The sequence below is a fragment of the Chryseobacterium sp. 6424 genome (assembly GCF_003692615.1).
Lineage (GTDB): Bacteria > Bacteroidota > Bacteroidia > Flavobacteriales > Weeksellaceae > Kaistella.
In genome coordinates this window covers 1407279-1421658 of sequence record NZ_CP023540.1, presented here as the reverse complement: position 1 = coordinate 1421658, position 14380 = coordinate 1407279, and the positions used below count along the sequence as shown (strand labels likewise).

The window sequence follows — 14380 nt, the reverse complement described above, 5'->3', positions numbered from 1 at the left end:
ATGTTTTTAAATTTGCACAAAGATAAAAAAAATTCCCTGCTTTATTGTCTATTTATTGTACAATATGAGGATTTCATTTAACATAACATTGTGGCAATATGATCTCTGACATACAGGGTTTTACTTAAAAAGCCACAGAAGATTCCGTGGCCTATTATAAATGTTTAAAAAAGGATAAATTATTAATTAGAATTACTTTTAACGGTTTATCATCGTCAATTTCATTTTTATAAGTTGTAAATGATAATTTTTCATTTGGTTCTGCATTGCGGTGTGTCTAAAAGCCGATAACGACTACTTTTATTTCCTCTGGTGTGCCACTGGCCGTGGTAATCAAGACATTGTTTTCATCCACGATGGTAATTCCACTATTCAGCTCGTTGCCGGTAGCCACATTATACAGTGAAACGATAATATTGGTGGTACCCAAACCATGATGTACGGTGGTGTTTCTACCGGGGATCACCGTGGTCATCCCTCGGGCGGTTTTTGATTCTGAATTTTCCATATGTGCTTTAGATTTCTTTTAGTCCGGTTAATGAGGGTCCTGTAATCAGTTCGCCACATGTCTTAAAACGTGACCCGTGACAAGGGCAGTCCCATGTTTTCTCTGAATTATTAAAGTTTACGATACAGCCCATGTGTGGACAAACAGCCGAAACAAGTTCGAGATTTCCTTTTTCGGTTTTGTATGCGGCCACCCGTTGCGAATTATAATTGATGACTTTGCCTTCGCCTGGCAGCAGTTCCTCTAAAACACTTTTGTTATCAGCGGTAAATTGATCACGGATCAGGTGGAAAACAGCATCTGCATTTTCCTTAACAAATTCTTTGGCGCTGGCGGTAACTTCAATTCGGTCTGGAGAAACAATGTCGCCAAGTTCATTCTCTTTACCTAAAATCACATCAGCCAGTATGCTTCCGGCTAGGGTACCCCAAGTCATGCCATTTCCGTTATAACCTGTAGCCACGAATATATTTTCTTCCCCGGGCATTTTACCGATATAAGGCAAACCATCTACCGGAACATAGAACTGTGACGACCATTTCGATACGATTTCTGTGAAAGTGAAATTTTCTGTGGCATAGTTAACGAGGTCATCAAAAGGTTTTTCAGTATCATCTTCATGACCTGTTTTATGATCGAAACCGCCTACGATCAGATAATAGCCATCTTCAGCCTGATGATACCGGAAGTAATGGTAAAGATCGTACAGGTCAGCGGCCTGTGCCATCTGTGCCGGTGATGTGGCTAATTTCGCGGCCAGTGCGTAACTTCTGTAGGGAGCGGTGAGGGCACTGAAACGGTTCATCCCTGGCGGTATGTGTGTGGCCCAAACCAAGTTTTTACCACGATAGGTTGCATTTGCGCACGCGATCTGGATGTATTGTTCTTTGGCTTCGTGTTCTACAACGCGGGCTTCGGTTCTTATTTTACCGCCTTTTTCAACGAATGCAGCGGCGAGACCTTTGATGTATTTAAGGGGATGGAACTGTGCCTGCCCGTCGATCTCAATCGCTTTACGGAACGGTACAGTAAACGGAATCTCATCCACGCTGCGTGATGGTACATCCAACTGCTCATGCGCTTCGAGGATCTTTTCTAGTTGTTTGTCCTGTTTTTTTCAGCGCTGAAAAGGTAAAATTTACATACATCAAATTCACAATCTATCTGGTGTTGCTGTATGATTTGTTTAATCTTTTCAGGTACCTTCACCGCATGATCCGCGATCGTCTGTGCTTTATCTTCACCAAATTTACTGATAAGCCGGTCATAAGATTCATCAAAAAAGGTATTGATGTGCGCGGTAGTGCCACCAGTGGTACCGAAACCAATGTTTTGTTGCTCAAGAATAAGGCACCGCTGGCCACGCTGTTGCAGTTCAAGCCCCAAGGTAAGTCCGGTAATGCCTGCACCTACAATAACAGTGTCGTAAATTTCGAGTTCATAGGCTGTATTTTGTGGGGCAAACTTCACATTTTCCCAGATACTTTTGTTATAGCCGTCTCTATTCATTTGGAATTGTTTTTGTTAAAGTTTTGTGTAAAATCACCTTCAATCAAATTTGTGAAAACCTTCACAGAGCAGAATTAAAAGCTTTTTACGATGAATTTTCAAGATAACAAAAACCTTGCCCAAGTCGCTGTGCAGATGCGTAAACAGAAACTCACCCTGGCGGTGGCTGAAAGTTGTACTTCTGGCCTTCTGCAGACTGTTTTTTCACAGGCAGAAAACTCCATGGCTTTCTTTCAGGGCGGCCTAACTGCCTATAATGAAGGCCAAAAAGCCAAGCAGTTGAACATCAATCCTATTTTTGCGGAAGAATGCAACTCGGTCTCTAAGGATATTGCTGAAAAAATGGCGCTGGAGATTTCACGGAAGTTTAATGCAGAGCTTGGTATTTCCATCACCGGATACGCTGAACCTATCCCTGAAGAAGGCATCAATAACAGTTTTGCTTACATTTCAATCGCTAAAGAAGGCAAGACAGTATTGTCAAGAAAAATTATGGGGGAAAAGAATAAATCCTTAGCTGAAAACCAGGAGATTTATGCGATAAAAATCATTGATGCGTTGCTTGAAGTGCTTACATAAAGATGGCCGGTGCAAAAACTATCCTGAATTTCTACTAAAGTTGCGGTGATTATCCTATTTTTGCAACTTATTATCAGTTATGAACAGACACCAGCAGATTGTAGGACTTTGCCGTTTAGGAGAATTTTTTGTTGATTTTTTGAAGAAAGAACCGCATCAATACACTTCAGAGGAAGATTATTTGGCAGCCTTACTCCGAAAATCTGAGATTGGAAATCCTTGGTTTACGCAGGAAAACCAACGTCATGCACTTGAAAGTTGGGCAAATCTGCTTACGGAATCTCAACTGAATGCCTGGCTGAGTCCCTATAAAGTGCCACAGACCAGTAAACGTGTCGGCCTCATACTTGCCGGGAACATCCCTATGGTGGGCTTTCACGATGTATTGGCTGTTGTCTTAAGCAATCATACCGCGGTAATCAAGCCGTCGTCAAAGGACAGACAGTTACTGCCGTTTCTCATGGGAAAATGGAAGGAATTTTCTGGTGGAAACGTAAAATATGAGTTTGTTGAAAAACTCGATAATTTTGATGCGGTGATCGCTACAGGCAGCAACAATACCGCCCGATATCTGGAGTATTATTTTAAGGATTATCTAAGCATTATCCGTAAAAATCGCACTTCCATAGCTGTATTGGGTGGAGATGAAACCGACGATGAACTGAAACTGTTGGCGGAAGACATCTTCCGCTATTTCGGGTTGGGTTGTCGGAATGTGACGCGACTCCTGATTCCGGAAAACTTTGAAATCTCACGGCTTTTTGAAAATTTCATCAACTTTAAAGAGGTCATCAATCACCATAAATACGCCAACAATTACGAATACAACCGTGCGGTATATCTGTTGAATCAAGAGAAATTTTGGGACAATAATTTTGTGATGCTGAAAGAAGATGAGCAGCTGTTCTCGCCACTCTCAGTAATCAATTTTTCACGGTACAATGATCTGGGTGAAGTGCGCGCATTCGTGGCGGAACATGAAAATGACATCCAGGCGGTGGTAAGCAACGTAGATCTAGGTTTCGAGACGGTGCCGTTGGGGAAAGCGCAGCAGCCCGGTTTATCCACCTATGCCGACCATGTGGATACGATGAGATTTCTTGAAGTGATCTAAAAGCGCGATTTTACAGGGTCAAGCAGTGTTTTGAAGACCATTACATCCTGCCCGAACTTGCCTTCCATTCTTTCGATGATATTCTTAAGCTCCAGACTTAGGAACTCTTCCCGCTTTTCATCATCGGCAAATACCAGCAGCAGATTGGTGTTTTTACCCTCATTGATCATGTCGCTCTGTACCTCAGAGAGGATGTATTTCTCCACATCCATCAGGTTTTCGGCCATTTGGTGCAGGTCATTCTCTATAAAGACGGTCCAGGCCGGAATCAGGTCTGCAGGGGTATGGAAGGTGATGCTTAAAACACTCATGATCTATTAGTTATTTTTCTGTTCTATGATGAATTTCACACGCAAAAATCGGTAATTTTTTCGTAAATTAGCACGTTCTTAAAATTAAAAAGAAAGGAACCATCAGGCGTAACTTTAAACGCTTGATTTTCATTTTATTAAAAAAGATTATGCAAAAAGAAGGAGAAAGGTTAATTCCTATCAACATTGTTGATGAAATGAAATCCTCTTATATCGACTATTCAATGTCGGTGATCGTTTCTCGAGCGCTGCCCGATGTAAGAGATGGTTTAAAACCCGTTCACAGAAGAGTGCTTTACGGTATGTATGGACTCGGCGTTTTCTCTAACCGGAAATACCTTAAATCAGCCAGGATCGTAGGCGATGTATTAGGCAAATATCACCCCCACGGCGACTCGTCCGTATATGATGCCATGGTCCGTATGGCACAACCTTGGAGCCTGCGTTATCCACAAGTGGACGGGCAGGGGAACTTCGGTTCTATGGATGGTGACCCGCCAGCAGCCATGCGTTATACTGAGGCCAGGCTAAAGAAAATCTCGGATGAGGTACTTGCCGACCTTGATAAAGAAACGGTGGATTTTCAGAACAACTTTGATGATTCCCTTACCGAACCTTCGGTGATGCCTACGAAGATACCGAACCTGCTTGTAAATGGCGCGTCGGGTATCGCGGTAGGGATGGCGACCAATATGGCGCCACACAACCTTTCTGAAAGTGTAGATGCTATCGTAGCATATATTGATAATAAAGAAATTACCATTGATGAGCTCATGAAGCACATCATCGCGCCGGATTTCCCGACTGGTGGGATCATTTATGGCTACGACGGCGTGCGAGATGCGTTCCATACAGGCCGCGGACGTATCATGCTGCGTGCGAAGATCAATTTCGAGGAAGTCGGCAACCGTAATGCCATCATCGTTACAGAAGTGCCTTATCAGGTTAATAAAGCGGAGATGATCGCCAGAACGGCCGAACTCGTAAAAGAAGATAAAATCCCTGGCATCTACGAAATCCGTGACGAATCTGACCGTCAGGGTTTACGGATCGTTTATGAACTGAAGAACGACGCGATACCGAACGTGGTGCTGAATATGCTTTATAAATACACCGCGTTGCAAACTTCATTCAGTGTGAATAATATTGCGTTGGTGAAAGGCCGTCCGGAGCAGCTGAACCTTAAAGATATCATCTATCATTTCGTGGAACACCGCCATGAAGTAGTGATCCGCCGCACCGAATATGAATTGAAGAAAGCCCGCGAGAGAGCGCATATCCTCGAAGGCTTCATGAAGGTGATCGGTACACAGGATGATCTTGATAAAGCCATTTCCATCATCCGGCACAGTGCCAATCCGGCAGAAGCCAAGCAAGGATTGATCGATGAATTTGATCTTTCCGAAATTCAGGCACAGGCCATCCTCGATCTCCGACTGGCCAGGCTTACCGGCATGGAACTGGATAAAATCCGGGCCGAGTACGAGGAAATCATGAACATGATCCGCGATTTTGAGGATATACTCTCAAACGAGCCGCGCAGATATGAAATCATCAAGAACGAACTGCTAGAAATCAAAGAAAAATACGGCGACGAAAGACGCTCGGAAATCGACTATTCAGGTGGAGAAATGTCCATCGAAGACCTTATTCCGGATGAAAAAGTAGTGCTTACCATTTCACACGCCGGTTACATCAAACGTACTTCGCTTTCAGAATATAAAATCCAGAGCCGCGGTGGCGTAGGTAACCGTGCGGCCACTACAAGAGACGAGGATTTCCTTGAATATATCGTTGCCGCCACCAATCACCAGTACATGCTGTTCTTCACCGAAAAAGGGAAGTGTTTCTGGCTGCGGGTATTCGAGATTCCCGAAGGCTCCAAAACAGCCAAAGGACGTGCCGTACAGAACCTTATCAACATTGAGCCGGATGATAAAATAAAAGCCTACATCAGAACCAATGACCTTAAAGACGCCGAGTACGTCAACCAGATGAGTGTGGTGATGGTCACTAAGAACGGTACCATCAAGAAAACTTCGCTTGAAGCTTACTCACGCCCAAGGACCAATGGGGTCAACGCCATTGAGATCCGGGATAACGACCAACTCCTCAGCGCGTACCTCACCAACGGTAATTCCCACATAATGATCGCTACCAAGTTTGGCAAATGTATCCGTTTCCCTGAGGAGAAAGTACGGGAAGTCGGCAGAACATCCATCGGTGTGCGGGGTATTACCTTAGAGGAAAACGACGAAGTCATCGGAATGATTGTCGCCAATGATCTTGAGAGTGAAACAGTGCTGGTAGTCTCAGAAAAAGGATATGGTAAAAGAACTGCCGTGCTGGATTACCGAGAGACCAACCGTGGCGGAAAAGGGGTGATCACCCTGAATATCACCGAGAAAACGGGTAACCTAATTGCCATCCAGAATGTAACCGATGAAGACGGGCTGATGATTATCAACAAATCCGGCGTAGCGATCCGTATGGCAATGGATGAGATGCGTGTGATGGGCAGGAATACCCAGGGCGTACGCATGATCAACCTTAAAAACAACGATTCCATCGCCGCAATTGCCAAAGTAGAGATGGATAAGGATGTAGAGGAAGAGACTGCGGAAACCGAAGCTTTACCAGCCTCCGTAAACAGTGATTTGGTGGAATTCAGTGAAGTTCCGCAAACCGGCAACAATGCGGTAAGCAATATGGGCGACGAAAAAACGTTAAGGAAGATTGAAGAGGAAGAAGAAAGACAGAACAGAAACCCTCAGCAGGACTCACCAGATCAAAACACTGATGAACCCCAATAATAAACCATTTTAAATTAATATATAATGAAAAAAATATTATTAAGCATTGCGGTCGTATCTTCTGCGTTCGCTTTTGCACAGAAAAAAGAGATTGCTGCTGCGGTTAAAGCCGTAGATGCAGGTGATGTGGCCACTACCAACAGCCAGATCGCCGCCGCCGAAACTGCCATGGGAGACAAGACCTACCTTGTGGAACCTGCCGTTTTGGAACAGTATTATTACGCAAAAGGCATGTCACTGATTAAATCAGGTAAGAATGCTGAGGGCGCTGCTTATTTAGCCAAAATGAGTGATCTCGGAAAGAATAAGATCTATACCGGTCGCGACAGCAGCAAGAACAAAGTATATTTCGTAGGGAAATCAGAAGCTGATAAATCCGGCATCCAGGGGCTGAAAGAGGAAACTTACACGCCATCTATGGTTTCAAAAATTGGTGGTACAATCAACCCACTCATCGAGAAAGCAAACAAAACTGCGATGGAAGCTTACACCGCTAAGAACTACGCAGTTGCCGCACCTAAATTCAAGGAAGTATACGACCTGCTGAAAGCGGGTGGAAATGATAACAAGCAGTACCTTTATTATGCCGGACTAAACTACGCGTTGGCCGAGCAGAAAGCACCTGCCATCCAGGTATATAACGAACTTATCGATTCTGGATATACAGGGATACAAACCACCTACAGCGCCAAAAACAAAAAATCAGGCGAACTGGAAGCTTTGGATAAAGTAAGCTGGGATCTTAATAAAAAGTTAGGCGCCACTTCGGAATATACAGATTTCAAAATCGAAACCTCACCAAGCATCGAAAAAGAGCTTTATGAGACCAACGCCGCTTTACTGATTGAAAACAACCAATATGACGATGCGCTTGTGTTAATCGAAAAAGGGCTTAAGAAATTCCCTTCTAACGCCAAACTGTCTGAACTTCAGGGGACAGCCTATTACAAATCCGGTAAGATGGATCAATTTGTGGCCAACCTGAAAACCCAGATCGAAAAGAATCCGAACGATGCCACCAATTGGTACAACCTGGGCGTATTGCAGAGCAAGGATCCTAACACCGAGAAAGACGCTATTGCTTCCTACAAAAGAGCCGTAGAAATAAAACCTGATATGGCACAGGCTTGGCAGAACCTGACGTATGTGACCATGGGTGACGACGCTAAAGCAATTGATGATTACAACGCGGCCAAGAAAGCCGGCAAAACCGATCTGGCTAATAAAATCATTGAAGCGAGAAGAGCGCGTCTGGCTGCCGCACTGCCTTATGCCGAAAAATGGTACGAAACCGACCAGCAGAATATCGACGCGGTGAGCTTACTGAAAGGTTTATACATGTCAAACAAAAAAGAAGCGAAATTCCAGGAATTTAAAGCCAAAGAAGCCGCGATGCAGGCAGGCAAAAAATAAAAATTTCAAACATACTTAGTAAAATGCACTGGTTTTTTCCGGTGCATTTTCTATTAAATCATTTCCTTAGGGGCGTTTTTAAACTTTTTAAAGCGTTAAAATCTCATTTTCTTCGTAAATTCACCTCAAATTATTCAAATTATGACCTCTTCAAAAAAAATAGCGGCACTGCGCGGCAAAATGCAGGAAAATAACATCGACGCCTTCATCATCTATTCGGCAGATCCTCACATGAGCGAATATTTGCCCGATGAATGGCAGGAGCGGTCGTGGATATCGGGCTTCACAGGTTCCGCAGGATTCGTGGTGATTGCCAAAGAAAAAGCAGGACTTTGGACTGACGGCCGCTATTTCGTGCAGGCACCGAAAGAACTCGAAGGTTCAGGCATCGATCTGATGAAGGAAGGCGAAGAATCTACGCCCAACTACATCGACTGGATTATTTCCCAAACGCCCGAAAACGGTAGAGTGGCGCTGAATGCCCTAGCAACTTCCAATCTGAACTGGGAAACTGTAGAGCAGAAATTAGCGGCTAAAAATATCCAACTGGTTGATTTGCCTTTACTTAAAGAGATTTGGCTCGAAAGAAGTGTAAACAAAGAGAAAAATCCTATTTTCGTACATCCGGTTGAAAGAGCTGGAAAATCAGTGAAGCAAAAACTCAGCGATATCCGTTCAAAGATGAAGGATCTCGGCGCGACGCGGCACATCATTTCAAGTCTTGATGATGTGGCGTGGACGCTTAATTTACGTGGCAGCGATGTACAGTCGAATCCGGTTTTTTAGGATATATTGTCCTTTCACTGGATGAAGCCATACTTTTTGTTGATCAGGAAAAACTCAACGCAGAGGCGAAACAGCAGATGCAGAATTCAGCTGTAAAAGTAATGGACTATGATGCTTTCTTTGATTATTTGAAGGAGGTGAAGGACCAAAAGATCCTGATTTCACCGAACAGTAATCAATCCATTTTTGAGACTTTAAAAAACAGTAATACATTCATTAAAGCACCTGTTCCGGGAAATCTGATGAAAGCCATTAAAAATGAAACCGAACTGGAAGGTTTCCGTACCGTGATGCAGCGCGACGGCGTGGCAATGGTGAAATTCCTGTACTGGCTGACGCATCAGGCCGGAAAAGAAGCGATGAACGAATATTCAATTGGCGAAAAACTCCGCGGTTTCCGTGCGGAAGGAAAAAATTTTGTGGGCGAAAGTTTCGGAAGCATTGTCGGTTTTAAAGAAAACGGCGCAATCATGCACTATTCAGCGCCAAAAAAAGGCAGCAAAGAAATAACAAATGAAGCCACGATCTTAGTCGATTCGGGCGGACAATACCTTGAAGGTACCACCGATATTACGCGTACATTTGCGCTTGGATCTGCGTCAGATGAGTTCAGACGCAATTCGACTTTAGCTTTAAAAGGTCTGATCCAGCTTTCGATGGTGAAGTTTCCAAAAGAAACACGCGGCGTTCAGCTCGATGCGTTTGCACGCTTGGCGTTGTGGATGGAGGGCAAAGATTACAATCATGGCACAGGACACGGTGTGGGCAGCTTTATGAACGTTCATGAAGGGCCGCAGAACATCCGCAAGGACATGAATCCGCAGGAGCTGATTCCGGGAATGGTGCTTTCAAACGAACCTGGATTTTACCTTGAAAACCATTACGGAATCCGTCACGAAAACCTGATTGCGGTACGCGAAGTAGAAAAAACCGATTTCGGTACTTTCTATGAATTTGAAACATTAACCATCTGCCCGTTCGACCGAAATGTTATTGATGTTGAACTGCTGACTCAACCGGAAAAAGATTGGCTCAACAACTACCACGATTGGTGCCGCGAAAAACTTGAAAACGACCTTGAAGGCGAAGTGAAAGACTGGTTCCTCGAACAGGTGAAACCACTGTAGGAGTATTTAAATTAAAATTAACACGGCTGCAATATTTTTGCAGCCGTGTTTTTTATTAATGGTGAATCCTGTTATTGAAGATAATTCTCGACCAATGCCACCCAATATCTTGCGCCAACCGGCAGCAGTTCCTGATTAGAAACATACTGTGGATGATGCACCATGTAGGTGTCACCGTTTCCGACCATGCAGTAATTGCCTTTTTTCTTTTCGAGCATAAACGCAAAATCCTCGCTGCCCATATACTGATGAGCATCTGTCACGACATTTTCTTCACCAAAAGTTTTCTTCGCCACTTCGGCTGCCCAATGTGTCTCTTCATCTGAATTTACCAGCACCGTGCCCGGAATTCCTTCACGGACTTCGACCTCGCAACTGAATGCTTCCGCTTGTGCTTTTGTGATTGCGCGGACTTTATCCAAAACCATATTACGGTCATCGGGATCCATATTTCGGATACTTAATCTTAAAAGTGCTTTCTGCGGCACCGCATTGCCCGCAAGTCCGGATTGGAACGAACCAACATTCACCACCGAATTATGCCACGGCGACAGATTCCTCGACACGATGGTCTGAAGCGCCATTACCAGCGATGCGCCGCACACGATGGGGTCGATGCCGAGTTCGGGCATCGAGCCGTGACTGCCTTTTCCGGTAATCTCAATTTCCCAGTTATCTACCGCGGCCATGAATTTCCCGGTGTTGAAATAAAATTTCCCGAGTTCAAGACCCGGCATATTGTGCATTCCAAACACGGCATCTACCGGAAATCTTTCAAAAAGTCCATCTTCAATCATCGCCCGCGCACCTTCCATCGTTTCTTCACCGGGCTGAAAGATGAGCCGGACTGTTCCGTTGAAATTTTTGGTTTCAGCTAAGTATTTCGCCGCCCCCAGCAGCATGGTCGTATGGCCGTCATGTCCGCAGAGATGCGCCTTGCCGGGAATCGTGCTTTTATACGAAAGATGGTTGGTTTCTTCAATGGGAAGGGCGTCAAAATCAGCGCGTAAACCTATTGATTTTTCATCGTTACCTACAGTCATAGAGGCGACGATACCGGTTTTTCCGATACCATCGGCAATTTCCCAACCACCGATTTCGTGCAGCTTTTCGGTTATGAATTTCGAAGTATTCGTTTCAGCCATTGCCAGCTCAGGCGTTTGGTGCATGTGGTTCATCCACGATCTCAGCGTTTCTTTGTCCGCTTTTATTTTATCTAAAACTGCAGTGTCCATTTCAGTATTATTAATAGGATTAAACATGAATTATTAATTGGTTTTTTGGTGTTTGGGAACGGTCATGACAATTGAAATAATGGCCAAAATCACCATAACTAAATTCAGCCCCAAGGCGACAAGAGCACCTTGCCGAACCGCGAGATTATCCTGCCGGCCAGCAAAACTGATGAGACCGTCCATCCATTCGATCGGTCCGTCATTTCCGCTTAATGCCGTGAATACTGCGGCAGAAATGGCAACGCCCAACGCCACGCCCAGCGAGGATGCCATTTTATAAATTCCGGATCCTGCACCAGCCTGATCTTCGGGCAGATTTGATAAAGCAGCATCCGTAGACGGCGTGGCATAAAAAGCCAGTCCCAGACCGAAAAGCGTATAAGCGATAACCGCCAGAATCTTGTACGTGTCGGTCATCAGCTGCGTTTGCATCAGCAAAATGATCGACAAACCTACAATCAGGCAGCCCCAAATCATCGGTTTTCTTGCGCCGAATTTTTGCAGCAGTTTTTCACCCACACGGATGAACACTACGATCGCAATGGCATATCCTAAAGTCAGTAAACCTGATTCCTGTGAACTCAAACCTGCGCCGAGTTGAACCAAAGACAACGAGACAATCAGAATTCCGGCGGTGGCGTTTAATAAAAAGTTGGAAATCGTGGCGCCGGTATAGGTGGAATTTTTAAATAAATTGAAATCTACAAAAGCGTTGAAATTGCCGTTTTCAATCCGGTAAAATATAAATCCGAAAATCAGGAAACCCACGAAAAGTCCGATCGACAAAAGGCTTGTCCAGCCAAAATCGCTGCCTTTGCTCAGCAGAATCTGCAGCGCAATAATCGACAGCATAAAAGTGATCACGCCAGCCAAATCGAACTTATAGCCGGGTTTTGGTTCGCCTTTACTTCGGGTGTGCCTTTTACCATTAAAAATCCAATAACCGAAACTACTACCGTTGCCCAAAAAATATAGCGCCAGCCGAGATTGGAAGCGATGAGCCCACCGAAGAGCGCGCAGAATCCGGAGCCGCCCCATGAGCCGATCGACCATAGACTTACCGCGCGTTGCCTCGCAGCGCCGTCCCAGTAGGCTTTCACAAGCGCCAGACTGGCAGGCATAATAGCCGCGCCAGAAAGTCCCTGGAAAATGCGGCCCGCCATCAGTACAGGAGTCGCCAGTATGCCGGCGGGGGTGATAGCGACCAATGCCGAACCGATGATGCTGAAAATAAAACCTAATTGAATCATTTTCACCCGCCCGATCCGATCCGCAAGACCGCCGAGCACGACAATGAAGATTCCCGAAAAAGCGACGTGATCGAGACGGCGATGTTCATCATGTCCATTTCCATGGACAGGTCCTGGGCCATACCGACATTGATGTTCAAAGTAGTTTGTGCGAACAGCCAAAAGGCCAGAACGCCCAGGATAATGCCGTAAAGCAACCGGTCGTTGCCGCGGAATGCTTGCGGTTCGGTTAAGTTTTTCATCATTTTATGTTTAGGGATTAAGGTTATATTTTCGGCCCTCTTCGGTATTTTTAAGTGCCTGGAATGGTCATTAGAACCAACACCAAAAGTGATGTTAAGGAGTGAGTTGTGACAAGCCGATTTTGAAGATTCTGCATCTGGCCAGTGGAAAATTCATGCATCCACTGTGAGGACGGACTGAGTCCGAAACCAAAGCCAAGATTCCAAGGACTGTTACATCTGATGTTTTGCGAAGAAGATAGCTTACCAATTGTAAATCAAGCCGGAAGGCGGCAGAACCGGAATTTTTTCATAGATTTGCGCTTCTAAAATTTTACTGAATGATACAGCGCAAACTGGCTAAAGTATTTTTAAGTTAAGGTTTATTAATGGGGATTTCGGTGCAAGGGCAGGTAAGACCTGATGCAATTTACGGTGATTATAAAGGATATTGGATTTCTAAAGACAACAGTACTTCCTATGTTACTGCTGACGATAATAATAATCTTTTAGGTTTTACGATCGGTACCGTGAATTATTCAACTGGTATTGATCCTGTGCTGTTCGGGTCTAAAGTAGGAACATACGTGAACGAGAACTACAGGGGATTCCCGACCTCTCTAACGACAAGTAGCGGAGGTACAAGTTACTTTATCGGCACCGCGCGTTACCAAAATGGCGTTGAACAAACCCAAGCGGTGCGGCCTTCAATCTCTTGCGAAATTCCATTAAGTTATTATTTAAGGGATGGCAAAAACGGTCTTGACCTCAGCACCGCGATGTTTAATATCCCAACTCAGGAACTTTCTTTTCTGGTAAATGTATTGGCAGATATCAATCCAACCTACATCTCAGACAATATTCCGGATATCATTGTGACACAAGTGGGACAGCCCGGTACAAAGGCGGATGTTTTTAAATTTACCGATGTGAATGGGAATACCGTAGGAAACCCAATAACGGTGAATTTTGATGGTGTAACTTCTTTAGGAAAGGCACTTTGGAATTTTTATAATGTAAGCGGCTGTCCGCACACTTATAATACCGGTGCGGGTTTATCTAATACCACCCGGGATGTTCGGATGCTTACCTTTAAATTAAGTGATTTCGGAATTACCGCAACAAACTACAGCAGTGCCGTTCGCTTTGTTCAGGTTCTTTCTGGAGAGAGTGATGTGGCTTTCTCGGCATACAGTGCGAACTCGATGTCTATTTACTGTCTGGAAAGTGCCAACAGCGTGGGCCTGAGTGTGCCCACAAAACTGGGAGTCACTACTTTAGGTCGGGCAGGTGCGGCGCCGAACGAGTGGCCACAGGCACGCAACGGTGGATTTATAGCGCTTGAATCAAGTAAAAAAGGTTTTGTGCCTACCCGAATGTCCACCGCTGAACTCGCAAACATTCAGAAACCGGTGGAAGGAATGATGGTTTACGATACCACGGATAATTGTCTTAAAATTTATGTAGGCGCTCTGGTGGGTTGGAAGTGCTTTAACAGAAAAACATGTCCCTGA

The 14380-nt window shown here is 44.7% G+C and carries 13 protein-coding genes and 1 pseudogene; 6 read left to right on the top strand and 8 right to left on the bottom strand.

Going from position 1 to position 14380, the window contains the following annotated elements:
* Positions 1-277: 277 nt before the first annotated feature.
* The 3 genes from CO230_RS06660 to CO230_RS12540 are packed head-to-tail and all read right to left on the bottom strand — an operon-like array spanning position 278 to position 2017.
* The gene (locus CO230_RS06660; protein ID WP_122027883.1) at positions 278-508 is read right to left on the bottom strand and encodes a hypothetical protein; all 231 of its coding nucleotides are present in this window, start codon (positions 506-508) and stop codon (positions 278-280) included.
* Positions 509-515: 7 nt separating this feature from the next.
* Entirely contained in the window at positions 516-1598 is a 1083-nt protein-coding gene (locus CO230_RS12545) for an FAD-dependent oxidoreductase (protein WP_410492875.1), read from the bottom strand.
* A 5-nt stretch (positions 1599-1603) separates the two neighbouring features.
* The gene (locus CO230_RS12540; RefSeq protein ID WP_122027881.1) at positions 1604-2017 is read right to left on the bottom strand and encodes an FAD-dependent oxidoreductase; all 414 of its coding nucleotides are present in this window, start codon (positions 2015-2017) and stop codon (positions 1604-1606) included.
* A gap of 90 nt (positions 2018-2107) precedes the next feature.
* On the opposite strand from CO230_RS12540, the gene CO230_RS06645 reads away from it, so the two are divergent.
* Positions 2108-2596 (top strand): CinA family protein, encoded by a 489-nt coding sequence (locus CO230_RS06645; RefSeq protein WP_122027880.1) that lies wholly within the window; start codon positions 2108-2110, stop codon positions 2594-2596.
* A 79-nt stretch (positions 2597-2675) separates the two neighbouring features.
* Positions 2676-3710 carry an acyl-CoA reductase gene (locus tag CO230_RS06640; RefSeq protein WP_122027879.1) on the top strand — a complete coding sequence of 345 codons (1035 nt, stop codon included), beginning with the start codon at positions 2676-2678 and terminating at the stop codon, positions 3708-3710.
* Here the strand turns inward: CO230_RS06640 and CO230_RS06635 are convergent.
* Positions 3707-4021, bottom strand: a complete 315-nt coding sequence (locus CO230_RS06635) for a DUF4286 family protein (protein ID WP_122027878.1) — start codon at positions 4019-4021, stop codon at positions 3707-3709. The genes CO230_RS06640 and CO230_RS06635 overlap by 4 nt on opposite strands.
* Before the next feature lie 149 nt (positions 4022-4170).
* On the opposite strand from CO230_RS06635, the gene gyrA reads away from it, so the two are divergent.
* The 3 genes and pseudogenes from gyrA (at position 4171) to CO230_RS06620 (ending at position 10160) form a co-directional block, all read left to right on the top strand.
* Positions 4171-6834: a DNA gyrase subunit A gene (gene gyrA, locus CO230_RS06630; RefSeq protein ID WP_122027877.1), complete on the top strand. Its 2664-nt coding sequence runs from the start codon at positions 4171-4173 to the stop codon at positions 6832-6834.
* A 24-nt stretch (positions 6835-6858) separates the two neighbouring features.
* Entirely contained in the window at positions 6859-8247 is a 1389-nt protein-coding gene (locus CO230_RS06625; protein ID WP_122027876.1) for a tetratricopeptide repeat protein, read from the top strand.
* Positions 8248-8388: 141 nt separating this feature from the next.
* Positions 8389-10160, top strand: a pseudogene (locus tag CO230_RS06620) (aminopeptidase P family protein).
* A gap of 71 nt (positions 10161-10231) precedes the next feature.
* Here CO230_RS06620 and CO230_RS06615 read toward each other — a convergent pair.
* The 4 genes from CO230_RS06615 to CO230_RS12365 are packed head-to-tail and all read right to left on the bottom strand — an operon-like array spanning position 10232 to position 12890.
* Positions 10232-11395, bottom strand: coding sequence for a M20 aminoacylase family protein (locus CO230_RS06615; RefSeq protein ID WP_122027875.1), 1164 nt, complete (start codon positions 11393-11395; stop codon positions 10232-10234).
* Positions 11396-11428: 33 nt separating this feature from the next.
* Positions 11429-12247, bottom strand: coding sequence for an MFS transporter (locus tag CO230_RS12375; protein ID WP_228438056.1), 819 nt, complete (start codon positions 12245-12247; stop codon positions 11429-11431).
* Positions 12248-12255: 8 nt separating this feature from the next.
* The gene (locus CO230_RS12370) at positions 12256-12651 is read right to left on the bottom strand and encodes an MFS transporter (protein WP_262601759.1); all 396 of its coding nucleotides are present in this window, start codon (positions 12649-12651) and stop codon (positions 12256-12258) included.
* Positions 12648-12890, bottom strand: coding sequence for a hypothetical protein (locus tag CO230_RS12365; RefSeq protein WP_228438221.1), 243 nt, complete (start codon positions 12888-12890; stop codon positions 12648-12650). The genes CO230_RS12370 and CO230_RS12365 overlap by 4 nt, the downstream gene beginning before the upstream one ends.
* A gap of 365 nt (positions 12891-13255) precedes the next feature.
* Here CO230_RS12365 and CO230_RS06605 point away from each other — a divergent pair, with 365 nt between their 5' ends.
* Complete coding sequence (locus CO230_RS06605; RefSeq protein ID WP_122027874.1) at positions 13256-14380, top strand: hypothetical protein; 1125 nt, start codon at positions 13256-13258, stop codon at positions 14378-14380.

What these genes read in the sequence shown, in the direction of transcription:
- CO230_RS06615 (WP_122027875.1), bottom strand. Translation starts at nt 11,395, where the DNA reads ATGGACACTGCAGTTTTAGATAAAATAAAAGCGGACAAAGAAACGCTG.
- CO230_RS06640 (WP_122027879.1), top strand. Translation starts at nt 2,676, where the DNA reads ATGAACAGACACCAGCAGATTGTAGGACTTTGCCGTTTAGGAGAATTT.
- gyrA (WP_122027877.1), top strand. Translation starts at nt 4,171, where the DNA reads ATGCAAAAAGAAGGAGAAAGGTTAATTCCTATCAACATTGTTGATGAA.
- CO230_RS12375 (WP_228438056.1), bottom strand. Translation starts at nt 12,247, where the DNA reads ATGCTGTCGATTATTGCGCTGCAGATTCTGCTGAGCAAAGGCAGCGAT.
- CO230_RS12365 (WP_228438221.1), bottom strand. Translation starts at nt 12,890, where the DNA reads ATGATGAAAAACTTAACCGAACCGCAAGCATTCCGCGGCAACGACCGG.
- CO230_RS06625 (WP_122027876.1), top strand. Translation starts at nt 6,859, where the DNA reads ATGAAAAAAATATTATTAAGCATTGCGGTCGTATCTTCTGCGTTCGCT.
- CO230_RS12540 (WP_122027881.1), bottom strand. Translation starts at nt 2,017, where the DNA reads ATGAATAGAGACGGCTATAACAAAAGTATCTGGGAAAATGTGAAGTTT.
- CO230_RS06605 (WP_122027874.1), top strand. Translation starts at nt 13,256, where the DNA reads ATGGGGATTTCGGTGCAAGGGCAGGTAAGACCTGATGCAATTTACGGT.
- CO230_RS06635 (WP_122027878.1), bottom strand. Translation starts at nt 4,021, where the DNA reads ATGAGTGTTTTAAGCATCACCTTCCATACCCCTGCAGACCTGATTCCG.
- CO230_RS06660 (WP_122027883.1), bottom strand. Translation starts at nt 508, where the DNA reads ATGGAAAATTCAGAATCAAAAACCGCCCGAGGGATGACCACGGTGATC.
- CO230_RS06645 (WP_122027880.1), top strand. Translation starts at nt 2,108, where the DNA reads ATGAATTTTCAAGATAACAAAAACCTTGCCCAAGTCGCTGTGCAGATG.